We start from the raw sequence: 24,303 nt of genomic DNA, 5'->3' as shown, positions 1-24,303 counted from the left end.
AGTCCTCGGCTACCGCCACTCGATCTCGACGCGCCGGTTTCGGGCCCAGGCCGTCGGGGTGTTGGTGGAATCCGCGGGCTTCATGCCGCCCACGGCCTCGGTCGTGATCCTGGAGTGCGGAATGCCGTTCGCGTGGAAGAAGTTCTCCACCGCCGCGGCGCGCTTGCGGCTGAGCTCCAGGTTGTGCTCGCGCGATCCGAGTTGATCCGAATGCCCCCGGAGATGGATGCGCAGGCTCGGGTTCGCCTTCAGCTGCTTGAGGACCTCGTCGAGCGTGCTCTTGGCCGACAACGTCAAGAGATTCGAATCGATCTCGAAGAGGATGTCGGAGATCGCCGCGGGTTTGTCGCCGGACGCCACCGCCGGGGGCGGTTTCGGGGCCGGCGGGGGCTCGGGCTCCGACGTGGGGGCCGGCGGAGTCGCCGCGGCCACCGAGACCACCGGCAGCGCGGAGGTCGTCGTCGTGGGCTCGGGCGCCGTGTTTTGCGGCTCGGGCGTAGGCGTTGGTTTGGGAGGCGGCGCGACGGCGACGCTCGGGCCAGGCGTAGCCGTAGGCCTTTGCGCCGAGGCCTGCGCCGAGGTGGTCGACCCCGGCCGAGCCCCGGTCACCTGGGCCTGCTTCGCCTGCTCCTCGGCGTACTCAGGCGCGAGCTTGAGGTTGACCAGCCCGAGGTCCGCGAGACCGAGGAGCAACAGCCCACCAAAGGCCAGCCGAGCGTTTCCAGTCGAGTTAGCCATGACAATCAGGCCGCCGTCATACGATCTTGGACAGCTCGGTCACGCGCCGGCGAATATCGAGGAACACGAGGCCGAGCTTCGCGTCGGGCGTCGTGAGCACGATGAGCAGCGCTTCCGCGCCGACCGCGTTCAGGATGACGTAGCCTTGACGGCCACGCACGTACGTCTGCTCCATGGCGCCACCCATGAGCTCGTGGGCGATACGCTCACCGACACCGAGGAGCGCGGCGGCCATACCGGACACCAACTCTTCGTCGATCTCGTTCGGAAGCAGCGACGCGATGATGAAGCCGTCGGTGCTCACCATGGCCGACCCGATGATGTCGGGCGATACCGAACGAAGATTGCGAAGAATTTCCTGGATTTTTTCGACTCGACTTCCAGCTGCCACGTCTCCTCCTGTGCGGGCAAGCCGAGCCCGAGTTCGTACTCGAGCTCATAATCAACCCGGGCGCCGCGTCCGGGACATGTTCTGCCCTCTCGCACTGCTCTCCGGCGTTCCTCGGGCCTCCGTCTACGCCGAGGCCCCTCGGAAAACCGGCGCGTGGGCGAGGCCGCCACCTCTACGTGGCGGCATCGTCTAGCCCAATTCGACCGTCACCTGGCACGTGCCTTCGCCATTGGCGCCGCACTTCGTCTCGTACGCCTTCGGCTTCTTCTTGATCAGGACCTCGGTGATCCCGGCGACGAAGCCGACCTCGAAGTGGCAAATCCGCTTCGAGATGCTCGCCATGCCCGCGCACGTGATGCACTCGTCCAGGTCCACCACGAGAAGCTTGTCGTCGAGCTGGCGAGGGATGAGAATGCCGATACGTGAATCGCGCACGAACTGGACGACCTCCTTGAGGTATTCGTCCGTGCTCGGCTTGTACAGCATCTGGCCGGCTTCCTTGCCGAGCTCCCTACCGCCGTTCTGGAAAACGACCGCCGCCCCGCGCCCCAGCACCTCCTCGACGTACCCGGCCGAGAAGTGACGGAACACGCGAAAGACCAACAACGGAATGTCGTTTCCCAGAATCGGCCTGTGGGTCTGAGCGACTTCTTGGATGAGACCCATTAGAGCACCTCATTGTCCTTGGATTGACCTGAACTCACACCAACCTCCCCGTGTGGCGGACCAAACCGTGCGCGGCCGGCGCGGGGACTCCCGCTACCCGCCGCCTGCATACGCCCTCGCGCAGGCAGGGCAGCGGCGGACCCGCGTGCCGGCTCGGCGGGGTAGAGGCAGAGTGTACCGTCGGTTCGACCATCGCGTGAAAAATTGGCGGGAAGTCCAAGCGTTGACGTTGCACCCCGGGGCGTGTGCCTACGAGGTCGCGGGGGCCGGGGGCGGTCCATGGACCCGCCCCGGGTTCCGCAGAAACCTTGAACCAAGGCAGGATAGACTGAAACGGACCCCGATGCTAGCCAAGAAATCCCCGCCAAGGGGCTCCGGGCACCGCGAGGATACGCGGCATCGCATGCGATCACAAGAAACCATCCAGCACGCCGATCACGTCCGACAGACCCGTTCGGAAAACCGGACGAACCGTGGCTTGGATCGCTCGGGATGCGGGTCGTGATCTCTTTGTGTGAATTGAGATGCTTGGTTAACGCACCGACACATGCACATCCATGTGCCGAAGTGTGTGAGGATGGGCCTCCGAGGGTCGAGGCCCAGGCGGGGGGACAGGAAAAACCGTCAAGCGGCGACCGAAGGTACGGACTGGAACGTGGCCGCCAGGACGTCAGGCGCAGGTAGGCCGACCGACGAAAGTCCACGCCGCGCCGCCGGGAGCCACGACGCCGGATCCCCCACGATGCCCCGGGCCATCGACTCCAAGAGCCGACGCCGCAGGAGATCCTTGCGCCGGTAGAAGCTCGCCCCGTGCTCGGCGTTCGCATGCGGGACGTAACTCGCCAAGGACACGTGCGTCTTCTCGTGCAGCATCAGATCCACGAGCGCGCCGAACGCCGCCGGATCGTCCTGCTGAAGCACGGACACGAGCAGCGCGCGCACCCGCGCCGACGCGAGGTTGACGCTGATGCCGCTGCCGTCCGTGTGCGCCATCTCGTCCGGGCCGTAGAGATCCTGGTGCACCGAGATCGGCGAGGGCGTGAGCTCCGCCGCGATCGAGATCGCCGCGTCGATCCCCTCGAGCACCGTTATCGCCGCCGCGAGCGCGTCGACGCCTGGCACCTCCTTCGCCGTCGCGAGCAACGTCTCCCGATCGATGCGCTGCATCGCGAGCGCGCCGATGCGCCGTCCCCGGCGGTCTTGCGAGCCCGCCGCCGCAGCCGCCGCGCTCGTCGCGACGAGCCGCCGCCAGAGCGCGTCCGCGAGCGGATCGTCGAGCGAGACGTACGTGCGTCCCGGCAGCGGCGGCTCTCCCATCGGTCGAAGCGTGCCCGCACGGTAAGCGCCAAGCAGATGGCGCAAGGTGACGATGCGCGGGTGCTGTTCGTGCTCGTCGTCGATCGTGATCACGCGGATGGCCGGCGTGTCGAGGAGCGCATCCGCGAACCGCACGACCTCCTCGGGCGCGGCCACGGTGGGGCGCTTCTGCGGCCGTCGCTCGGACTCCGGCGGCGCGGCGCTCGACGGCGTCATCAACGGCCAGGGCTTCGACGAGCGTGTCGCCTCCGTGAGCTCCTCGGGCGCGCTCGCTGCCGCAGGTTGCGTGGGCTGGCCCGCGAGCGCGGCGCAGAGCAGCCGATCGAGGACCGACGAGAGCCGGTGATCCACGGCGCGGAGCAGCTCCCGATCGTAGAGCGCGTCATGCAAGACGAAGCGCTCGAACGCCGCGATGAGCGCCGACTCGACGGCCGCCGAGGCGTGCGCGGCCACCGCCGAGCGACCTTTGTTGAGCGGCACCTCGGCAGGAAGCTCGACGACGATGCCGAAGCCCGCCGACACGATCGCCCGCGCGAGGTCGCGGTGGAGCGAGAGCTCGGGCGCGGTGAAGAGATCCTGACGGACCGCGACGAGCAAGCCGCGTTGCGTGATCGTGACGTGCGGCAGAGCGCCGTCGCCGCGGCCGACCCAGATCGAGATCTCGCCGAGCGGGCCGGTGATCGGACCCCCGACGTGCGCGCGCGCGACGCGGCGCATACGCGTGCGGGCGACGTTGATGAGCACACCGTCGACGTAGATCCGAGCGACGGAGGGATCGACGAACGACGCGGCCGCAGCGACCTCGGAGGCGAGGACCGAGCGGCTGATCGGCTCGTCGAGCAGGAGCCGCACCGACGTGCCGGTCCACCCCTCGACGTGCGGCAGCGGCCGGAGAGACCAGGCGAAATCGGCATACGGCGGGCCCTTGCCGAGCGGCTCGACGCGCAGGAGGTGGCCCTCGGTGCGCGTGCGCGTCTTCACTTCGAGCCGCGGCGCGATCTCGAGCGCGCTGAAGAAGCCGATGCCGTGCTCGCCGATCGCGAGCTCCTCGCCCTCCTTGCCGCTGCGGAACGGGACGAGGAGATCGCCGAGGACCTCGTCGGCCGTCATGCCGCGCCCGCGATCGGTCACGATGATCTCGGTGCCGCCGAGCCCCGACTGCACGTCGATCGCAGCACCGCGCGGTGAGGCGTCGAGCGCGTTCTGGACGAGCTCGCGCAAGGGCGCGATGCGCGAGGCGCTCTGCGCGTAGATCGTACGCGAGAGGATCCGCTCGGCGAGATCGGGGACCGTCGCCTCTCTGCGGCAAGCCTCCACGATGCCCGGGCGGGCCGTGCGGCTCGCCGCGAGGTAGGCCGCCGAGCGGCCATGCACGCGCACGAGGAGCAGGTCCGAGAGACGGCCAGCGTAGACTTCGGTCATCGGTTTCCCCCTGATTTCCCCACCGCCCGAGGCTCGCTCGATCAAGCCGTTCCCGTGACCCCGATGGGCTCGCTGACGATGAGCTCCCGTTCGAGATCCGGTTCACGCATGCCCGTCGCGCGATCGAACGCGACGCGCAGCGCGTACTGCTCCGACCAGCCCACGCGCCGCGCGACGGCGGGCGCGTCCTCGCGCACGAGCAGCGCGTGACGCGTCCCGAGGCAAGGCAGCGGGCCCGGTGCGTTCTTGCGGCCGCGCGCGAGCGCCACGGGGACGGCCTCGGGCCGCTCGGATCGACGGGCGAGCTCCACGATCCCAGGCAGATCCGGGCGGCGACGCGCGAGGCTCGACAGGCTCTCGGCGTGATCGATCTCGAGCTCGCGCGCGAGCAGCTCTCGCTCGCCGGGGATGAAGCCTTGCCACTCGCGCTCGGCCCAGAAGCTCTCGGGGACGAAGAGCCGGCTCTCCACGTTGCTGCCGAGGAAGCCGATCAGCGGCTCGCGTCGCTCCGGCCCGACGAGGTACCGATCGGGGCCGAGCAAGGCGCGCGCGAGCTCGGGCGCGACCTCGTTCCACGCCGCGGATTGAAGCATCAGCGCGCTGATCTGCGCGGCGACCTCCGCCAGGCGATCGGCCGCCTTGCGGCTCGTCCCCGGCGCGCGGGCGAGGTCCACAAGCCTGCGGTAGAACGACGCGGCCGTCGCGCGGAAGTTGCGGCAAGGCTTGAGCGCGTCACGCCCCTCGGTGAGCTCCACCGCGGAGGGAAAGTCGATCAGCGCGAGCTCCGGGATCGCGAGGCAGCCCTCGACCTTCACGCCGGCGTGGTAGGTCGCGGCGCAGATCCCGGTCACGAGCGCGCGGCCGCCCACGTAGAAGCGCGCGATGCGGCTCGGATCCTCGGGGGAGAGCGCATCCGTGAAGTGCGAGCCTCCCGCGAGGTACCGGCCGTCGTTCAGCGGAGCGCTGTCGAGGTTCACGATCGCGCGCTCTTTCGGGAAGAAGTGCAGCGCGTCGCGCAGGTACGCGCGGAGCGGCTCGGCCTCGATGAGGGAGGAGCGAACCTGCACACGCGTCCCGGCGCGCGGCGTGAGCTTGCGGATCGCGCAGACGAGCGACGAGGGCTCGGGGCCGTCGGCGAGCACCGAGAGCGACCAGCCCGAGGTCCCGTCGCCCGTCTCCACCTCGATCGACAGGCTGGTCGGATCGGGCAGCCCGAGGCCGATGACCGAGAAGAAGCCCACGCCGAAGCGCCCGAGGTCCACGCCGGCGCGCTTGTCGGTCGCGAACGGCACGAGCAGCCGCGACAGGATCGTCCTCAGATCCATGCCGATCCCGTCGTCGGTCACGGTCACCACGCCTTCGCGCACCCGCACATCCACGCGGGCGGGGTGCTCGGGCGTCGCGTCGATCGCGTTCAGCACGAGCTCGACCACGGGCCGCAGCGGGTGGCCGAACTGCCGGCCCACCTCCTCATCGAGGATCTTGAGCAGGTAGGCCCGATCCATCGGGGGGCGGGCCGGTGCTCCGGAGCCCGAGACGAGCGCCACGAGCGCGGGCCGGTAGAGCCCGATGGCCACGAGCTCGTGCAACGAGCCCAGGAAGCAGAGCTCGCCTTCCCGTACCCCTCCGCGGGCGATTCCGCCGGCGCGGGCTGCGGCGAGGTCGATGTGCGTCCTCGTGAACGGCCCTACGTGCGCCGATTGCTCGGCCGGAGGCGTCCCGAGGGGCGAAGAGTCCGGAGCGCTGCGTGCCGTCGCCATCGAGCAGACAATGGTGGGCCAAGTTACCTCTCGCGCAAGGGGGGGTTCCGATACCGAGCGTTCTCTTTGGCTTGTGTTCCTGGCGTGGAGACGCGATCCGCCCCGGCGCGTTTGCGTGCCGCTCGTCGTGGTCGATTTCGAGGTCTGGCTTCTGATACGCTCGGGTCGTTTTCCTTACGACTGAGGAGGAAACGATGGGGCGCGTTCTGCGGTGGCTCGGCGTGAGCCTGGGGCTTTTCGTTTCGCTTGGAATCGGGCTCGGGGGAGGCTGCTCAGCGGGAGGCAGCAACCGTCCGGGAAGCGGAGGGGACGGCGGCGAGGGGGGCCCGGGAGGATCGGGGAACCAGGGCCCCGTCGGACCCGGAGGCGGCGGCGTGGGTGGATTCGGCGGCGGCGTGGGCGGCGGGGGCCCGGCTTGCGCGAAATTCACGGCGGAGGCCCAGCAGGCGCCCGCGGCCATGCTCACCATGCTCGACGCGAGCGCCAGCATGAACAAATCGTCCAAGTGGGGGACGGCGCAGCTCGCGATCAAATCGGCGATCGACAAGGACGTCTTCGACACGATGTCCCTGGGCCTCACGGTCTTTCCGGCGAGCTTCATCAACCCGCCGCCCTGCATCTGCTCCTATGTCGAGCTCGATCAGGCGACATGCAATGCCCTCCTCGCGCCGGGCGTCTCGTGCGGCGTCTCCGTTCTCCCGCAGGTGCCCGTGGCGCCGGCCGGGAAAGACAAGACAAACGCCCCGACCGGCGTACGCCGCCAGATGTACGATTGGCTCGTCGGCCATCCGCCGCTCAGCAACGGCGACGACGGATCGCCGATTTACGACGCTCTCAAGGCTGGCTACGAATCCTTGAAAACCGAGAACATCGCCCGGCGTATGCTCGTCCTCATCACGGACGGCGGCTTCTCCTGCACGTCCGTGGCGAGCCCGGCCCGGCCCGGGTACGCCGACGATTACAGTTGTCCCGACTGGGAATATCCGGACAGCGTGAATGCCCTCATCGCGGGCGCCCGGAACGACCCGAACAAGCCCATTTTCACGTTCATCGTGGGCGTTCCGGGGTCGAACAGCACGGGCGTCGACGTCGACGGGTTCGCCACCCCGCCTTACAACATGCTCCTCGCGCTCTCGACGTACGCCGTGAGCGGCTCGCCGGACACCGTGGATCCGAGCTGCGACAAGGGCGCCGCCTTCACGCAAGGCGCGCCTGCCCCTGCCAAACCTTGCCATATCGATCTCTCGAACGGCGCGCAGTTCAACGCCGACGCGCTGGCCAAGGCGATCGCCGACGTCCGCGGCAAGGCGCTCGGCTGCGTCTACGACCTGCCGCCCCCGCCGCCCGGCGAGCAGATCGACAAGACCCAGGTCAACGTGAACCTCACGCTCGACGGCATGCTGCAAAACCTGAAGAAGCGCACGGATCCGCTGGACCTCTGCCCGCAGGACGGCTGCTGGGACTACACCCCGGACGGCAAGGTCCAGCTCCTGGGCAAGGCCTGCGAGGGGCTCGGCGTGGCCACCGACGCGAAGGTCGACATCCAGGTCGGCTGCGAGACCATCCTCAAATAGAAGACGTTTTTCGCGCCAAGCGGGTTTCCGGCGCGGCCCCTCCGTCGTCTTCGTGCGTCCCGACGCGGCGCTCGCCTGTTCCCCGATCTCGCGTGGCGCCCGGCGTGCTACGTCACGGACATGAAGCTCCCATCCCTGCTGTACCCCGATCTGAATCGCACGGGCTCGCTGGGCGTCTTGGTGGTCCGGCTCGTGACGGGCCTGCTCCTCGCCGCGCACGGGTTCTCGAAGCTCGCGGCCGGCCCCGCCGGGCTCGCCGGGGGCCTCGCGATGAAGGGGTTTCCCGCGCCGACGCTCCTCGCCTGGTGCGCGACCCTCGCCGAGCTCCTCGGCGGCATTTGCTTGATGCTCGGCCTGCTCACGCGCCCCGCGGGCGCCGTCGTGGCCTTCAACATGGTCGTCGCCTGGGCCTCCATGCACATGGCGGACGCCGCGCATTTCGGCACGGCCAAAGGCGGGTCGTTCGAATACCCCTTCCTGCTCTCGAGCCTCGGCCTCGCGCTCGCCCTCACGGGCGGCGGCCGTTATTCGCTCGACGCGGTCCTCTTCGGTCGCAAGACCGATTCCGGCGGCGGAGGCGGCTGAATCGAGCGCGGCCCCTCGGCCTTCGGCGAGGCCCAGCGCTCCTGCGCGTCGTCGTGTGGATCTCGCACGCCCTCGAGCTGCGCGTTCACCTCACCGCCGACGAGGAGCGCCATCGAAAGGAGCCAGAGCCAGAACAGCAGCACCGCGACATTCGCGAGCGTGCCGTAGAGCGTCGCGTACCGCGCCAAACTCCGCACGTAGACCGAGAACAACGTCGAGACGATCGCCCACAACGACACGGTCACGAGCGCGCCGGGCCAGACGCGCCTCCGCACCGTGGCCGGGCGCGTGATCGTGAGCCGGAAGAACGCCGCGATCAGCGCCGTCACGATCACCGCAGGCCCGGCCGCCGCCACGAGGGCCCCCCCGAGTGAACCGGTCACGTGCGTGAACAGAATGCCCAGCGCCGTGGCGATCCCGACGAAGGGGATCGCGCCGAGCACGAGCGCGACGCCCACGAGCCGCCGTTTCCACCAGGGACGGGGCGTGCAGACGAACATTGTCTCGAACACGCCAATCGCCGTCGCGGCGCCGCCCGACGCGACCCAGAGGAAGGCGAGGAGCCCGAGCGGCGCGAGCACGAGGGCCTTCGCGTCGGAGATCCGGAAGAAGTCCTCGCCGAGCGCCGCTGAAACGGACGGAGGCGCCGCGCTGAGCAGCGATCCCAGGAGCTCCGCGGCCGCGTCGCGCAGCCGATGCAGCGCCCAGCCGGCGACGGCGAGCAGCGGGATGATGCTGAGGAACGCGTCGAACGCCATGGCGCTCGCGGCCCGCGGCGCATCGTGCAGATCGAGGTAGTGGACCAACCGGCCGAGCGCCCGGAAGGCGGAGCTCGCCAACACGGAGAGGTGCCGCCGGTCCCACATGCCTGTACTGTAGCAAGGCTCCGGCCTTCATGGCGCATTGTGTCGTCGCGTTCGTGCGCCATGGAAAGCAAAAAGCCGACCCCTCATGAGGTCGGCTTTCGCTGTTCTTTTACGATTGCGTCGTGGGTGTCACGACGCGCGCTTCGGATCAGAAGTCGTGGTTGTGGCCCGCATGCGCGCCACCCGCCGCCGCCTTCTCCTCCTTCGGACGCTCCGCGATGAGCGCCTCGGTGGTGAGCATGAGGCTCGCCACGCTCGCGGCGTTCTGGAGCGCCGAGCGCACGACCTTCACCGGGTCGATGACGCCCATCGCGAGGAGGTCGCCGTACTCGCCGGTCGCGGCGTTGTAGCCGAACGAGCCCTGACCGTCGCGGACCTTCTGGACCACGATCGAGCCCTCTTCGCCGGCGTTCGCCGAGATCTGGCGGAGCGGCTCCTCGATCGAGCGGCGGATGATGTTCACGCCGAACCGCTGCTCGTCGTTCACCTCGAGCGAGGCGAGCGAGGCCTGCGCGCGGATGAGCGCGACGCCGCCGCCGGGGACGATGCCCTCTTCCACGGCCGCGCGGGTCGCGTGGAGCGCGTCCTCGACGCGGGCCTTCTTCTCCTTCATCTCGGTCTCGGTCGCGGCGCCGACCTTGATCACGGCCACGCCGCCGACGAGCTTCGCGAGGCGCTCCTGGAGCTTCTCGCGATCGTAGTCGCTCGTCGTGTGCTCGATCTGGGCGCGGATCTCCTGCTGGCGCGCCTTGATCTTGTCCTTCTTGCCCTGACCGCCGACGATCGTCGCGTTGTCCTTGTCGATGATCACGGTCTTGGCGCGGCCGAGATCCGAGATCGTGACGTTCTCGAGCTTGAGGCCGAGCTCCTCCGCGATCACCTGGCCGTCCGTGAGGACCGCGATGTCCTTCAGCATCTCCTTGCGGCGATCACCGAAGCCAGGCGCCTTCACGGCCGCGCAGTGCAGCGTGCCGCGGAGCTTGTTCACGACGAGCGTCGCGAGCGCCTCGCCCTCGACGTCCTCGGCGATGATGAGGAGCTGCTTCTGGCTCTTCGCGATCGCCTCGAGGACCGGGAGGAGGTCCTTCATGTTGGAGATCTTCTTCTCCGAGATGAGGATGTAGGCGTCCTCCATGACGCACTTCATCGCCTCGGCGTCCGTCACGAAGTACGGGCTGAGGTAGCCGCGGTCGAACTGCATGCCCTCGACCACGTCGAGCGTCGTGTCGGCGCTCTTCGCCTCCTCGACCGTGATGACGCCTTCCTTGCCGACCTTCTCCATCGCGTCCGCGAGGAGCTTGCCGATCGTCTGGTCGCCGTTCGCGCTGATCGTGCCGACCTGCGCGATCTCCTTCGCGTCCTGCGTGAGCTTCGCCGAGCCCTTGAGGTTCGCGACGATGGACTCGACCGCCTTGTCGATGCCGCGCTTGATCTCCATCGGGTTGTGGCCCGCCGCGACGAGCTTGGAGCCCTCGCGGTAGATCGCCTGGGCGAGCACCGTCGCCGTCGTGGTGCCGTCGCCGGCGATGTCGCTCGTCTTCGAGGCCACCTCGCGCACCATCTGCGCGCCCATGTTCTCGAAGCGGTTCTCGAGCTCGATCTCCTTCGCGACCGTGACGCCGTCCTTGGTCACGGTGGGCGAACCGAAGCTCTTCTCGATCACGACGTTGCGGCCCTTCGGGCCGAGCGTGACCTTCACCGCGTCCGCGAGGGCGTTGACGCCCGCGAGGATCATGCTGCGGGCCGACTCGTTGTAGATGATCTCTTTGGCTGCCATCTCGATATCTCCAGAATTCAGGGGGCCGCGGCCCGAGTCACGCCTCGATCACGCCCAGGATGTCGTCCTCGCGCAGGATGAGGTGCTCTTCCCCGTCGAGCTTCACCTCAGTCCCCGAGTACTTCCCGAAGAGGACGCGGTCGCCTTCCTTCACGTCGAGGCGGCGCACGGTGCCGTCCTCGAGGACCTTGCCGTTGCCCACGGCGAGGACGGTGCCCTCCACGGGCTTCTCCTTGGCGGAGTCCGGGATGTAGAGCCCGCCCTTGGTCCTCTCCTCTTCCTTGAGTCGCTTGACGATCACGCGGTCCTGCAGCGGCCTGATCTTCGTCGCCATCGTGAAACCCTCCGGGGGTGGCCGAGAGCCACCAGATCCCATTCGCAATGGGCAGGCGCGGAGCGCGCGCATTCATGCTTGGCGCCCCCGCCACATGCCCGATGAGCTTGCGGTTTTTCGATTGTTAGCACTCACGGAGGGTGAGTGCTAACGAGCGGCCCGGAAGATAGTCATGGTCGTTCGGCTGTCAAGCGGCCGAAATTCGCGGCCGAAACGATCGCTGGCAGCCGCCCCCCGGGGTGGCCACAAATCCTCGGAATCCCTCGTAAAACCGTCTGCCGTGTGCTGGGCGTCGTGCGCCTGCTGCGGTAGATTCCGTTCATGAGGCCCGCGTCCGGCCCCGCGCCGTCCGCGAGCCTCTGCCGCCGGTCTTTCGAGGACGAGCTGTTCAACCGGGCGCGTGGCGCCTGCTGGATCCCGGTCCCAAGCGCCCCGTCCAGGACGAGGTGCCCCGTGAGCCGTACAACCAATATCGCGATCTCTCCCAGTATCTCCGACTACTTCATGGACGCCGTCGGCGATGCGCTGCGCGCGCGAAAGATCGAGGCCTCCGCGGCGTCGTCGCATTACCTCGTCGGGGTTCTCTGTGATTATGCCCACCCCAGCGAGGACAACGAGCCGGCTTTTTCCCGGCCCCTCGCTTTCCAGCTCCACGACGCGCTCGAGGCCTCGGGGACCACGCGCTTCCGCCGCCTGCGCGCGCTCGGGGACGGCGTGCTCTACGGGATCGGCTTTTTCGGCGGCCACGTCGACATCCGCGGGATCGACCGCGGCTACGTGATCCGCGTCGGCGCGACCGCGTACGACAACGCCTCGGCCATGCTGCGCACGCCGGGCCAGCGCGCGACCCACGACGTCCTGTCCGAGCTCGCCGATCGCTTCGAGCAATTCGTGGAGGTCCTGAACGAGGTCGCCGACGGCGCCATCGCGCAGGGCGCGCAGGGCCAGCGCGGGCTGCTCAAGCTCTACGAGCGCTGGCTCCGCACGGGCTCGTCGCGCATCGCGGAGGAGCTCGGCGCGCGTGGGCTCGTCGCGACACGTGGAAAGGAGGGCGTTCACTGATGGCGCCCTCGCTGCCAGCGCGCATTCAGGCAGCGCTCGAAGGCACGTACGGCATCCCGGAGGCGCCCTCGGTGGAGGACTTCATCCAGCCGATCGACGCGTCCGAGGAGGAAGGCCGCGAGGTCCTCTTCGTGCGCGAGGACGAGGACGGCGTCTCCATGGCGCTTCATTTGCCGCGCGCGGCGCTCGAACCGAAGAGCCCGCCGTTTGATCTGCTCTGCCAGGTCGTGGAAGGCGTGAGCCATTTCCTCTGCCTGGCCGAGCGCGCGCGTCGGGAGCTCCCGGTCACGCAGCTCGAGCTGGAGCTCCAGGCCGAGGTCGACAAGTACGTGCTCTTCGTGCACGGCCCGCTCGCCGCGCGGCGCTTCGATCCCAGCCGCGCGGCCCGCATCCGCGCGCGCCTCTTCGAGGCCGTGGCGTATCTCCATCCGCCTGGCACCGAGCGCGGCGATCGCTACCGCCTCGCCAATGATCTCGCCGCGCGCTTCGCGGGCAGGCTCGAAGAGAGCTTCGCGCGGCGTGGCCACTTCGATCGGATGCGCCGCGCGCTCCGCTCTTTCTACGCGGCCGGACAATCCGACAAGATCAGCCTCGCCCGCGCGGCTTAGACCATCCCGTTCGTCCGGAAATACTCGATCGCGTGCTCGACCGAGGTCCGGAGCGGCGTGCAGGGCATGCCGAGCTCGCGCCGGGCCTTCTCGCCGTTGAAGTAGGCGTACTCCTGCATGTAGCGGACGCTCTTGTACGTCGCGAGCGGCGGCGCGTGGCTCACGTGATCGGACCAGGATTCAAGGCCGAAGGCCATCGCTCGCGCGAGGCCCGAAGGGATCGGCAGGCGCGGCGGCGTCTTCCCCGCGACCTCGGCGACGAGCTCGAGGAACGCGCGGAACGAGATGTTGTGGTTTCCCAGGATGTACCGCTCGCCGAAGCGCCCGCGGGTCTCGGCCGCGACGTGCGCTGCGGCGACGTCGTCCACGTCGACCGCGCAGAACCCGCCTTTCCCCACGCCGGGCATCTTTCCGCGGAGGAACGAGAGGATGATCCCGCCCGTCGGCGTGGGCCCGATGTCACGCGGGCCGAAGGGGAACGCGGGGTTCACGATCACCACGGGAAAACCCGACTCGGCGAGGCGCATGACGACCCGCTCGGCGTGGTACTTCGAGGCGATGTAGTCGTTCGCGATGTTCCAGAGGTTCCACGGCGTCGACTCGTCGGCGGGGCTCGCGTCGTCCTTCAAGCCGACGGCCGCGATCGAGGACGTGTAGATCACGCGGCGAACGCCGACGTCGCGGGCCGCGAGGAGCGAGGTCAACGTGCCCTCGATGTTGACGCGGTGGATCGGCGTCGGATCGGGCATCCACACCTTGTAGATGGCCGCGAGGTGGTAAAACGCGCCCGCGCCTTCGAGCGCCTTGCGCATCCCCTTCGCGTCGCAGACGTCGACTTCGACGCGCTCGACACGATCCGCGGGCAAACCTTCGAGGTTCTTCGGGTTGGCGCCGGGCTCGACGAGCGCGCGCACCTTGCGGCCCTCTTCGAGCAGCTTGCGCACGACGGCCGAGCCGATGAATCCCGTGGCGCCGCTCACGGCGGCGAGGTCCTGCGTGGTCATGGTGCGCCACCATGCTCGCCCGAGTTGGCGGCCAAGGGAACGAGGTACGTCGTGGCGAAGTTCGTCCGGCGCTTCCTGATGCGTGTCCGCGTGTACGGGCAGCGCTCTACGAAGATATCGGGAATGTCCAGCCGCCCTCGTCGTTTGGGGGCAAGGACGCCTGCGCCGAGGCTCCGAGATGCTGTGGTGAAAGTGCCCGGCGCATGTAGGCCTTGACCTTCCACCCTTCCGCGTACTCTCATCCCGAAACGATGTCGTCCGCCAGCACCAGCACGAAGCCCCTCACCGTCGTCGTCGCCGAGGACGAGCCCGCCATGCTGAGCCTGGTGGCTCGCCATTTGAGGACCCTCGGCTTTCAGGTCCACGATGCCGCCGACGGCGAGACCGCCTGGCGCCTCACGCAGCAGCATCATCCCGATCTCGTGATGCTCGACGTGATGATGCCGCAGATGAGCGGCTGGGAGGTCGCGAAGCTCGTCAAGGCGCCGGGCGCCGCGGGCGGAACGCTCGCGAACACGCCGGTCCTGATGCTCACGGGCATCGGCGAGAGCATGAACGCGATGACCTCGCCGCTCTTCGCCGACGGTTGGCTCGACAAGCCGTTCGAGTTCGCAAGGCTCGACGAGAAGATCAGCGAGCTGCTCGCGAAGTACGGCAAGGACATGCCGCCGCGCCGCGCGCTCGACGACGCCGAGCTCGACGAGGAGCCGATCGAGGAAGCCGCGCCCCCGCCGAAGCCCGCGCGCGCCGCGAAGAAGGCGACGAAGAAGGCCATGAAGAAGGCGGCGAAGAAGGCGGCGAAGAAGCCCGCCGCAAAGAAGGCCGGCAAGGCCGCGGCGAAGGCCACCAAGACCACGAAGAAGGTGGCCACGAAGGCTGCGGCGCCGGCGAAGAAGGCGGCCGCGAAGAAGGCCACGAAGAAGGCGGCGGGCAAGGCGCCGGCCGCGAAGAAGGCGGCGAAGGGGAAGGCGACGGCGGGGCGGAAGTCGACGGCGAAGAAGCCGCGCGCGGCCGCGCGTCGATCGAGCTGACGGCGCGAAGGCCTGCACGAGGAGGGCGCAGCGGACGGTCTTCGTCCGACGCGCCCTTCGTCGTTTGTGGCTGCGTCGGGCCGTGACGTTCCTGGAGGCGGGTAGGGGGGCGCCCCGAACGCGCTCGCGCCTCGGGGGAATCCTCCCGGCGCGTGGGGCGTAAGATCGCGCTGCGCGGCGCGTTCCGAGGGTAGGAACTTACGGGCGCCCGAAACGTCAACAGCTACAATGACGCCCCTCACCTCCCGGCGATCGGTCCTCCCGGGGCGATCGGAGCGACTTCTACCGTGAGCGATCACCGTACCCAAGGGCTCTCTCGCATCCGCCGCGCCGCCGCGATCGTCTCGCTCCGGCTGCGCATCGCGCGGGCCGTACGTTACCTGCCGAACGCGCTCACGCTGGCGTTCGCCGTCGTCGCGGGCACCCTCGCGTGCCGCAAGTTGTTCCCCGACCACGTCTCCGAGCAGCGCGCGCGCCACATCCTGATCGGCGCCGCCGCGGCCGTCGTCGCCGTCGCGCTCGTGGGCCTTCTCCGCAAGCTCCCGCCGCGCGCCGGCACGATCGCGCTCGATCGTCATCACAAACTCCACGACCGGCTCACGAACGCGCTCGCCTTCGACGCCCTCAAGGCGTCCGACCGCACGCCGCTCATGGAGGTTGCCATCGACGACGCGTGCGAGAACGTGCGGGATCTGAAGCCCGGCAAGGCCGCGCCGATTCGTTTGCCCTCCGACTATTTCGCGGCGTTCTTGGTCGGCGTCGGCGCCGTCGCGCTCGCGCTCTTCGAGATCCGCACGCCCATCAAGGAGGCGCCGCCGCAGCTCCGCACGATCGACGCGGTCGCGCTCTCGGACGACGATCTGGAGCTCTTCCGCGAGGCCGCGAAGGAGCTCGCGAAGAAGGAGCAGACGCCCGAGGTGCAGGCCGCGATCGAGCGGTTCAATCAGCTCGTCGAGGACATCGCGAACAAGCGGCTCGATCGCACGGAGGCCTTCCGCAAGATGGAGGCCATCGAGCGTGACCTCTTGAAGGGCGCCGAGGCCGATCGGAAGGCGCTCGAAGAGGCGCTCGAGCAGATGGGCAAGGACCTCGAATCGAGCGAGCTCTCGAAGCCGGTCGGCGAGTCGCTGAAGAAGAAGGACCTCGAGAAGGCGAAGAAGGACCTGAAGGAGCTCGCCGAGCGGCTGCGCGACGCGAAGAAGAAGCCGGACAAGGCCTCGCTGGAGCGGCTCAAGGACGCGCTGAAGAAGGCCGCCGATCGGCAGAAGGACGCGCGCGCCGCGATCAACGAGAAGCGCGCCGAGGTCCGCGAGGAGCTGCTCAAGAAGAAGCAAAAGAAGAACGAGCAGGACGGCGGCCCGCCGGACGAGCAAGAGGAGCGCCTGCTCAAGAAGAAAGAACGCGAGCTCGAGCGGCTCGATCGCGAGGCGGAGAAGCAAGAGCGCGTCGGGCGGCAGCTCGACAAACTCGATCGCGCGCTCGCGAAGGCGGCCGAGGATCTGATGCGCGAGCTCGGCGCTTCCGCCGAGGATCTCGAACAAGCGGCCGAGGACATCAACCGCATGCAGCAGGAGGAGATGTCCGAGAAGGAGAAGGAAGAGCTCCGGCAGCGGCTCGAAGAGCTACGCGAGATGCTCCGGCAGCAGGGGCAATCGGGCAAGCAGCGCATGTCCCGCATGCTCCGCTTCGGCAAACGCGCGCGTGGCGGTCAGGGGCAAGGCCAGCCGCAGCAGGGCCAGGGCCAGCAGGGTCAGGGCCAAGAAGGGCAAGAGGGCCAAGAGGGCCAAGAGGGCGAGGGCCAGGACGGCCAGAACGGCCAGAACGGCGGCCAGCAGAGCGGTGGTCAGGGCAAACAGTGGGTGATCGGCCCCGGCGGCAAGCGGATGCTCGTCCTGTCGCAAGGCGGCGGCGGCCAGGGGCAGGGGCAAGGCCAGGGCGAGGGGCAAGGCCAAGGCCAGGGCGAGGGCCAGGGGCAGGGCGGTCAGGGCACGGAGCCGGGCGGCAAGGGCGTCGGCTCGGGGCACGACGGCGACATCGCCGGCAAGCGCACCGATCCCAAGATGGGGACGCAGGACGTGCAGGCCCAGGGCCTCGACAGCGGCGGCGGCCCGTCGAACAGCGAGGTGATCCTCGCGGCGGCCGAGAAGGGCTTCCGGGGCGGCGGCTACAAGAAGGTCTTCACGCAGTACAAGACCGTCGCCGAGGAGCAAATCAACAAAGAAACGGTGCCCGACGGGTACCGTTTCTACGTGCACCGCTATTTCCAGCTCATTCGACCCAGGGAGTGAGCGGCGCGCGCGGGCACGATTGGTTTTTCCAAGTAGAACGATAGGGGAAGAGATGGCCGAGAAAAACAAGGATCTCGCGCGCGCCGAGGTCGCCGATTTTCAGAAGAGCATCGGCGAGCTGCGTGAGGAGGTGGGGAAGGTCATCGTCGGCAACCGCATGGTCGTCGACGGCGTGCTCACGTGCATGCTGGCCGGCTCCCACGCGCTGCTCGAAGGCGTGCCGGGCCTCGGCAAGACGATGCTCGTCCGGACGATGGCGCAGGCGCTGGAGCTGCAGTTCTCGCGCATCCAGTTCACGCCCGACATGATGCCGGCTGACATCCTCGGGACGACGATGATCGACGAGGGCGCGGGCGGGCAGCGCTCGCTCTCGTTCCGCAAGGGGCCGATCTTCGCGAACATCGTGCTCGCCGACGAGATCAACCGCGCCACGCCGAAGACGCAGAGCGCGCTGCTCGAAGCGATGCAGGAGCACCGCGTCACGGTCTCGAAGCAGAGCTACACGCTCGAAGAGCCGTTCTTCGTCCTCGCCACGCAGAACCCGCTGGAGAGCGAGGGCACGTATCCGCTCCCCGAGGCGCAGCTCGATCGTTTCTTCTTCAAGCTCCACGTGCCCTTCCCGGGCCGCGAAGAGCTGCATGGGATCCTCGATCGCACGACGGGCATGGACGCGCCCGAGGCGAAGCCGGTCGTCGACAAGAAGCGGCTGCTCGCGATGCAGAAGCTCGTGCGCGAGGTGCCGGTGGCGCGGCACGTCCAGGACTACGCGGTGCGCCTGCTCCAGGCGACGCACCCGGAGGGCAAGTCGCTCGACCTCGTGAAGCGCTTCGTCAAGTTCGGCTCGTCGCCGCGCGGCGCGCAGGCGCTCCTGCTCGCGGCGAAGATCCGCGCGCTCTTCGAGGGGCGGTTCGCGGCGTCGGTGGACGACGTGAAGGGCGTGTGTTTGCCGGCGCTCCGGCACCGCGTGCTCCTCAACTTCGAGGGCGAGGCCGAGGGCGTGAAGACCGACGACGTCCTCCTCGCGATCATGAAGCAGCTCCCCGACACCGCCGAGTAGGGACCGTCCTCGCCATGGGTGTGCTCGAGTTCCTGGGGCTCCGGCCCGACAAGCCGTCCTTGCGCCGCGGCGGCGCGGCGGGCGAAGACGATCTCTTCGACGACGAGTTCCAGCGCAAGCTCGAGTACCTCGCGATGGTGAGCCGCCGCGTGTTCTCGGGCGCGATGCGCGCCGAGCGCCGGACGAAGAAGACGGGCTCGGGCATCGAGTTCGCCGATCACCGCGACTACGCGCCCGGCGACGACATCCGTTACCTCGACTGGAGCGCCTACCAAAAGTTCGATCGGCTCCTCATCCGCCTCTACGAGGAGGAAGAGGATCTTGCGATCTACTTCATCCTCGACACGTCCTCGTCGATGGGCTTCGGCGAGGGAGAGAAGCTCCGGCAGGCGAAGCGCCTCTGCGCGGCGCTCGCGTACGTGGGCCTGGCGAACCTCGATCGGATCGCGATCGTCGCCGCCACCGACGAGGTCAGCGGGCGAATGCCGACCACGCGCGGCAAGGCGCGCATCTTCCGCATCTTCCGCTTCCTCAACGGCGTGAAGGCCGAGGGCCCGACGGACCTCGGCGCGGCGATGAAGACGTTCGTCGCGCAGCACAAGCGCCGCGGCCTCGCCGTGTTGCTCACCGACCTCTACGATCCGGAGGGCTTCGAGCGCGGGATCAATGCGCTGCGCTTCAACCGCTTCGAGCCCTACGTGATCCACCTCGTCGATCGGAACGACGCGCGGCCCGACATCAAGGGCGACGTGCGCGTCTACGACTGCGAGACAGGCCAGGAGCGCGAGGTCACGGTCACGGCCAAGGTGCTCGAAAAATACCAGCAGGCGTACGAAGGCTACCTGGAGGAGGTGCAGCGGTTCTGCACGACGCGCCAGGTGAGTTACTTCCGCGCCGACGTCGACGTGTCCTTCGACGAGCTCATCCTCCGCGTCTTCCGCCGCGGCGGCTTCCTCCGGTAGGCCATGCATTTCGTCGGCGTCCCGCTCGCGACCCTGCTTCAGATCGGCGCCCTCGCCGGCAGCGTGGTCGTCGTCTTCTACATCCTGAAGCTGCGTCGGCGCCCCGTCGCCGTCCCCTTCGAGAAGCTCTGGGAGCGCATCCTGCGCGACAAGGAGGCGACGAGCCTCTTCTCGCAGTTGAAGCGTTTCCTCTCGCTCCTCCTGCAGCTCGCGCTCCTCGCGCTGCTCTTGCTCGCGCTCGGCGATCCGCGGCCCGCGGCGAACATCCTCGAAGGTCGCAACATCATCGTGCTCGTCGACGCGAGCGCGAGCATGAAGGCCACGGACGTCGCGCCGTCGCGCATCGAGGCCGCGAAGGACGAGGTCAAGCGCATGGTCCGCGGCCTCTCGGGCAGCGATCGCATGCTCATCGCGCAGATGGACGCGGCCGTGACGCCGCTCTCCACGATGACGAGCGAGATCCCCGACCTCGAAGCGGCCGTCGCGTCGATCAAGGCGACCGACGCGAGCGCCGACTTCGCGCGTGGCCTGCGCTTCGGGGCCGACACGCTGCGTGGCCTCTCGTCGCCGGAGATCATCGTCGTGTCGGACGGCGCGCTCGGCCCCGCGGTCGACGCCGCCGGACCCGTGGAGCTCGGCGATGTGCGGATCTCGTATCTGCCCATCGGATCCCGCGCGACGAACGTGGCGATCACGGGCTTCTCCGTGCGGCGGTACCCGCTCGACAAGAGCCGCTACGAGGTGATGCTCGAGGTCACGAACACGAACGACGAGCCGGTCGACGTCGAGCTCTCGCTCTTCGGCGACGGGCAGCTCACGGACCTCTCGCAGATCCGGCTCGGGCCCAAGGAGCGGCTGCCGCGCTTCTATCCGAACCTCTCGGGCGCGTCGAAGACGCTCGAAGCGAAGATCGCGTACGCGAACGGCAGCCGCGACGATCTGCCCGCCGACGATCACGCCTTCGCGCTCTTGCCCGAGCGCAGGCGGTCCCGCGTGCAGGTCGTGACCTCGGGCAACATGTTCCTCGAAGCCGCGCTCCTGCTCGACGAGTACCTCGAGGTCACGACGATCGATCCCTCGCGGTACCCGGCCAAGGGCAACTTCGACGTGACCATCTTCGACGGCGTGACGCCGAACGTCGCGGCGGGCAGCGGCAGCCTGCTCTACCTGAACCCCTCGGGCGAGAACGTGCCGTTCGAGGTGGGCAAGCCCGTCGAAGATACGGATCCGAACTATCGGCTCGGCTTCGACGAGCTCGACGAGAAGCACCCGATCCTCCGCTACACGGTCCTCTCGGACGTCAACATCGGGCGCGCGCGTCCGCTGAAGGGCGAGAAGGAGGACAAGGTGATCGGCAAGAGCTACAAGGGGCCGATCCTGATCGCTGGCACCCGCGCGGGCGTGAAGTTCGTCGCGCTCGGCTTCGACGTCCGCGAGAGCGATTTCCCGCTGCGGATCTCCTGGCCGCTCTTCCTGCTCAACACGATCAACGAGTTCGTCGAGGAGGATGTCCAGTACATCTCCTCCTTCCGCACGGGCGCGGTCTGGCAGATTCCGGCCTCGTCCGCGGCGGAGACCGCGACGCTCGAGTTGCCCGACGGAACGAAGCGCAGCGTGCCCGTGAAGGACGGCCGCGCGATCTTCCTCGGCCAGCAAGCGGGCTTCTACAAGCTGTCCATGGGGCAGGACGAGACCACGACGTTCGCGGCGAACCTCGTCGATCCGGCCGAGAGCGTGATCAAGCCGGCGACGGAGCTCGTCGTCGGGGGGCGCGCGGCGGGGCCCGTCGGGGAGTTCAAGGTCGGCGTGCGGCGCGAGATCTGGATCTACTTGCTCGCCGCGGTGCTCCTCGTCACCGCGATCGAGTGGCTCACGTTCCATCGGAGGGTGACGGTGTGAACAAGCGCCTTCGGGTCATCGCTTGGGTCTCGACCTGCCTCGCGCTCGCTGGGCTCCTCTTTTGGGCCTATCGGCGCTTCGTCCTCTTGCACCCCGATCCCACGCTGACGTGGGTGCGCCATGGGATCACCTACGAGCTGCTCAACCCGAAGATGCTCGGGGCGGTCCTGCTCGCGCCGTGGTTCGTCGCCGTCCTCTCGCAGTCGCTCGCCGATCTGCCGTGGCCGCAGCGCGTGCTTTCGGTGCTGCTGCGCATCTCGTTCGTCGCGCTCCTCGCGCTCGGCCTCTCGCGCCTCGCGCGCACGGCCACGACCGAGAAGGTCTGCACGGTCTACCTCGTCGACGTCTCGGACTCCGTTACGGACGAGGCGCTCGACGACGCGCGCGCGGCCGTGCAGCGGGCCTGGGCCGAGAAGCCGAAGGACGGCATCGTCAAGCTCGTCACGTTCGCCAAGCGGCCACGCGTCGTGGAGGCGCCGGAGGCCGAGGGCGAGGAGAACGCGAAGCCTCCGCCGATCACGCGGCACGAGAGCGCCGACAAGGCGCAGTCGGAGTCGCTCGGCGCAGGCTCGAACCTGCAGGCCGCGCTCCAGCTCGCGTACGGCCTTTATCCGCAGGGCTACTTGAAGCGCGCCGTGCTTCTCACGGACGGCGTGCAGACCGAGGGTGATCTCCTCGCCGAGTCGAACCGCGCCAAGGAGTTCGGGATCAAGCTCTTCACGATCCCGTACCGCAGGCCTGCGCCGCCCGAGGTGGCCGTGCGCGAGCTCAAGATGCCGGAGCGCGTGAAGGTCGGCGAGACGTTCGCGATCCACGCCGACATCTACGCGACGCGGGCGACGAAGGCGCGCGCGCGGCTCTACCAGGGCGAGGCGCTGAACGGGCTCGAAGGCATCAAGGAGCTCGATCTCAAGGCCGGCCCGAACGACGTCATCTTCAAGAGCGTCGTGCGTATCGCGGGCCAGGTGACGTACGCGTTCGAGGTCGACGAGATCCCGGCCGACAAGTTCAAGGAGAACAACAAGTTCTCCACGACGATCGACGTCCCCGGGCGTCCGGCGGTGCTCTACATCGAGGGCACGCCGCAGCACGCGGGGCCGCTCTCGAGCGCGCTCACGGCGCAGCAGCTCGACGTCGACGTGCGGCCGCCCGCGGGTTTTCCGGCCTCGATCAAGGAGATCGAGCGCTTCGACTTCGTGATCCTGAGCGATACGCCGAAGGACGCCGTGTCGCTCCAGGCGCAGGAGCTCATCGAGACGTACGTCCGTGATCTCGGCGGCGGCTTCCTCTTCGCGGGCGGCGAGGCGGGCTACGGGCTCGGCGGCTGGTACCACTCGACGATCGAGCGGCTCTTGCCCGTCCGTATGGACAACGAGCGCAAGAAGGAGATGCCGAGCGTCGCGATGGTCCTCGTCATCGACCGCTCGGGCTCGATGACCGGCCTGCCGCTGGAGATGGCGAAGGCCGCGGCGAAGGCCACGTCGGGCGTGCTCTCGTCCGACGATCTGATCGAGGTGATCGCCTTCGACTCGGCGCCGACGCGGTACGTGAAGATGCAGCCGGCGAGGAACCGCTCGCGCATCCAGGGCGACATCGCGCGCATCCAGCCGGGCGGCGGCACGGAGATCTTCCCGGCGCTCGACGCGGCCTACCAGGACCTCACGGTCACGCAGGCCCGCAAGAAGCACGTCGTCTTGTTGACGGACGGCAAGGCGTCGAACTCGGGCATCCGGGATCTCGTCTCGGCCATGATCGCCGAGTCGATCACGGTGACGACCGTCGGCCTCGGCGGCGACGTGGACGAGCAGCTCCTCAAGATGATCGCCGACGTCGGTGGCGGCCGGTATCACGCCGTCGGCGACGCGAACAACCTGCCGCGCGTCTTCACGAAGGAGACGGAGATGATCGCGCGCGCCGCCGCGGTCGAGGAGTGGTTCCCCGTCACGCAGGTCGGCGACGCGGCCTTCCTCCGCGGCATCGATGTGCGCACCGCGCCAAACCTGCACGGCTACGTCTCGACGAAGATGAAGCCGCCGCCCGCGGTGGAGCTGCTTCAGAGCGACACGCAGGAGCCCATCCTCGCGCGCTGGCGTGTGGGTCTCGGCTGGACGCTCGCGTGGACGAGCGACGTGAAGTCGCGCTGGGCGGTCGAGTGGCTCCGGTGGCCGGGCTTCGAGCGCTTCTGGGGCCAGCTCGTGCACGAGCACATGCGGCAGAAGCATCGGCGCGAGCTCGACATGAAGGCCGAGGTCGTGGGCGGGCGGCTGCGCGCCTCCGTCGACGCCTTTGGGGCCGACGAGCGCTTCGAGAACAACCTGACCTCGAAGCTCTCGATCATCGTGCCCGGCGGCGAGACGAAGGTCGTCGACTTCCGGCAGACGGCGCCTGGTCGGTACGAGGTCGACGAGCCGCTCGACAAGTACGGCTCCTTCCTGCTGCGCGCCGAGCACATGCGCGAGGCCGAGGGCGGATCGATGAAGCAGGTCGCCGTGAGCTTCGGCCACGTGTCGAACCCGTATCCGAAGGAGTACGCGAGCTTCGAGGCCGATCTCCCGACGCTCGAGAAGGCAGCCCTCGCCACGGGTGCGTCCGTCGATCCGGCCTCCGTGCAGGCGATCTTCGATCCGGCCGGCGAGAAGGTGACGTACCACGAGGAGCTGTGGACGCGCTTCGTGTACGCGGCGATCGTGGTCTTCCTCCTCGACCTCTTCGTCCGTCGTGTTCGCCTGTTCGATCGCAAGTTCCTGCCGAAGCGCGGGGCGCGCCCGTCCGGGCAAGCGGCCTCTGCGCGGGGGGCTTGATGCGCGGAGGGAGCGGGCCGTGGGGGGCGCACGTGCGGGCTTGCTCGCCGACCCGGACGGGAAATGCACGTGGCAGCCGCGTCTCGGGTTCCGTGTTTCCAGGTGAAGTGGTAGAAGGGGACGAAGGTTCGTCCTTCTGTCGACGACCTTCGGCCGATCTT

At 68.5% G+C, this 24,303-nt stretch carries 19 protein-coding genes; 10 read left to right on the top strand and 9 right to left on the bottom strand.

The annotated features are described in order from the left end of the window. Positions 1-9: 9 nt before the first annotated feature. The 5 genes from QHF89_RS17220 to QHF89_RS17200 form a co-directional block, all read right to left on the bottom strand. The gene (locus tag QHF89_RS17220; RefSeq protein ID WP_284720600.1) at positions 10-693 is read right to left on the bottom strand and encodes an OmpA family protein; all 684 of its coding nucleotides are present in this window, start codon (positions 691-693) and stop codon (positions 10-12) included. A gap of 61 nt (positions 694-754) precedes the next feature. Then, positions 755-1,129: a roadblock/LC7 domain-containing protein gene (locus QHF89_RS17215; RefSeq protein WP_136929867.1), complete on the bottom strand. Its 375-nt coding sequence runs from the start codon at positions 1,127-1,129 to the stop codon at positions 755-757. Between the two features lie 189 nt (positions 1,130-1,318). Beyond that, a complete protein-coding gene (locus QHF89_RS17210; RefSeq protein ID WP_211365370.1) occupies positions 1,319-1,735 on the bottom strand; it encodes a V4R domain-containing protein in 417 nt (138 codons plus the stop codon). 684 nt (positions 1,736-2,419) lie between these two features. Further along, positions 2,420-4,534, bottom strand: a complete 2,115-nt coding sequence (locus tag QHF89_RS17205) for an ATP-binding protein (protein ID WP_136969323.1) — start codon at positions 4,532-4,534, stop codon at positions 2,420-2,422. 41 nt (positions 4,535-4,575) lie between these two features. Next, complete coding sequence (locus QHF89_RS17200; RefSeq protein WP_136969324.1) at positions 4,576-6,294, bottom strand: ATP-binding protein; 1,719 nt, start codon at positions 6,292-6,294, stop codon at positions 4,576-4,578. Between the two features lie 374 nt (positions 6,295-6,668). Between QHF89_RS17200 and QHF89_RS17195 the strand changes: the two genes are divergently transcribed. Together QHF89_RS17195 and QHF89_RS17190 are read left to right on the top strand one after the other, a co-directional pair. Then, positions 6,669-7,868 carry a vWA domain-containing protein gene (locus QHF89_RS17195; RefSeq protein ID WP_136969325.1) on the top strand — a complete coding sequence of 400 codons (1,200 nt, stop codon included), beginning with the start codon at positions 6,669-6,671 and terminating at the stop codon, positions 7,866-7,868. A gap of 120 nt (positions 7,869-7,988) precedes the next feature. Further along, positions 7,989-8,453, top strand: coding sequence for a DoxX family protein (locus QHF89_RS17190; RefSeq protein WP_136929872.1), 465 nt, complete (start codon positions 7,989-7,991; stop codon positions 8,451-8,453). Here the strand turns inward: QHF89_RS17190 and QHF89_RS17185 are convergent. From QHF89_RS17185 to groES, 3 genes are all read right to left on the bottom strand, one after another. Then, positions 8,393-9,292, bottom strand: a complete 900-nt coding sequence (locus tag QHF89_RS17185) for a YihY/virulence factor BrkB family protein (protein WP_284720599.1) — start codon at positions 9,290-9,292, stop codon at positions 8,393-8,395. The two genes, QHF89_RS17190 and QHF89_RS17185, sit on opposite strands and share 61 nt — an antisense overlap. A 175-nt stretch (positions 9,293-9,467) precedes the next feature. Further along, positions 9,468-11,096 (bottom strand): chaperonin GroEL, encoded by a 1,629-nt coding sequence (gene groL, locus QHF89_RS17180; protein ID WP_136929874.1) that lies wholly within the window; start codon positions 11,094-11,096, stop codon positions 9,468-9,470. A gap of 37 nt (positions 11,097-11,133) precedes the next feature. Further along, positions 11,134-11,430, bottom strand: a complete 297-nt coding sequence (groES, locus tag QHF89_RS17175) for a co-chaperone GroES (RefSeq protein WP_136929875.1) — start codon at positions 11,428-11,430, stop codon at positions 11,134-11,136. 453 nt (positions 11,431-11,883) lie between these two features. Between groES and QHF89_RS17170 the strand changes: the two genes are divergently transcribed. Both QHF89_RS17170 and QHF89_RS17165 read left to right on the top strand, forming a co-directional pair. Next, positions 11,884-12,492 (top strand): hypothetical protein, encoded by a 609-nt coding sequence (locus tag QHF89_RS17170; protein WP_284720598.1) that lies wholly within the window; start codon positions 11,884-11,886, stop codon positions 12,490-12,492. Beyond that, positions 12,492-13,100, top strand: a complete 609-nt coding sequence (locus QHF89_RS17165) for a hypothetical protein (RefSeq protein WP_284720597.1) — start codon at positions 12,492-12,494, stop codon at positions 13,098-13,100. The genes QHF89_RS17170 and QHF89_RS17165 overlap by 1 nt, the downstream gene beginning before the upstream one ends. Here the strand turns inward: QHF89_RS17165 and QHF89_RS17160 are convergent. Next, complete coding sequence (locus QHF89_RS17160) at positions 13,097-14,104, bottom strand: NAD-dependent epimerase/dehydratase family protein (RefSeq protein WP_136969327.1); 1,008 nt, start codon at positions 14,102-14,104, stop codon at positions 13,097-13,099. The two genes, QHF89_RS17165 and QHF89_RS17160, sit on opposite strands and share 4 nt — an antisense overlap. A 251-nt stretch (positions 14,105-14,355) precedes the next feature. On the opposite strand from QHF89_RS17160, the gene QHF89_RS17155 reads away from it, so the two are divergent. From QHF89_RS17155 to QHF89_RS17130, 6 genes are all read left to right on the top strand, one after another. Beyond that, a complete protein-coding gene (locus tag QHF89_RS17155) occupies positions 14,356-15,135 on the top strand; it encodes a response regulator transcription factor (RefSeq protein WP_136969328.1) in 780 nt (259 codons plus the stop codon). Positions 15,136-15,422: 287 nt separating this feature from the next. Then, entirely contained in the window at positions 15,423-17,423 is a 2,001-nt protein-coding gene (locus QHF89_RS17150; RefSeq protein ID WP_136969329.1) for a hypothetical protein, read from the top strand. A 52-nt stretch (positions 17,424-17,475) separates the two neighbouring features. Beyond that, on the top strand, positions 17,476-18,480 hold the full coding sequence (locus QHF89_RS17145; protein WP_136929880.1) for an AAA family ATPase: 1,005 nt from the start codon (positions 17,476-17,478) through the stop codon (positions 18,478-18,480). 14 nt (positions 18,481-18,494) lie between these two features. After that, positions 18,495-19,442, top strand: coding sequence for a DUF58 domain-containing protein (locus QHF89_RS17140; protein WP_136969330.1), 948 nt, complete (start codon positions 18,495-18,497; stop codon positions 19,440-19,442). A gap of 3 nt (positions 19,443-19,445) precedes the next feature. Then, positions 19,446-21,341 (top strand): vWA domain-containing protein, encoded by a 1,896-nt coding sequence (locus QHF89_RS17135; RefSeq protein WP_136969331.1) that lies wholly within the window; start codon positions 19,446-19,448, stop codon positions 21,339-21,341. Next, complete coding sequence (locus QHF89_RS17130) at positions 21,338-24,142, top strand: VWA domain-containing protein (protein ID WP_136969332.1); 2,805 nt, start codon at positions 21,338-21,340, stop codon at positions 24,140-24,142. Before QHF89_RS17135 ends, QHF89_RS17130 begins: the two co-directional genes overlap by 4 nt. The last annotated feature ends 161 nt before the right edge of the window (positions 24,143-24,303 follow it).

This window comes from Polyangium sorediatum, from assembly GCF_029946465.1.
GTDB lineage: Bacteria > Myxococcota_A > Polyangia > Polyangiales > Polyangiaceae > Polyangium > Polyangium fumosum.
This window is presented reverse-complemented; position numbering and strand designations above follow the sequence as displayed.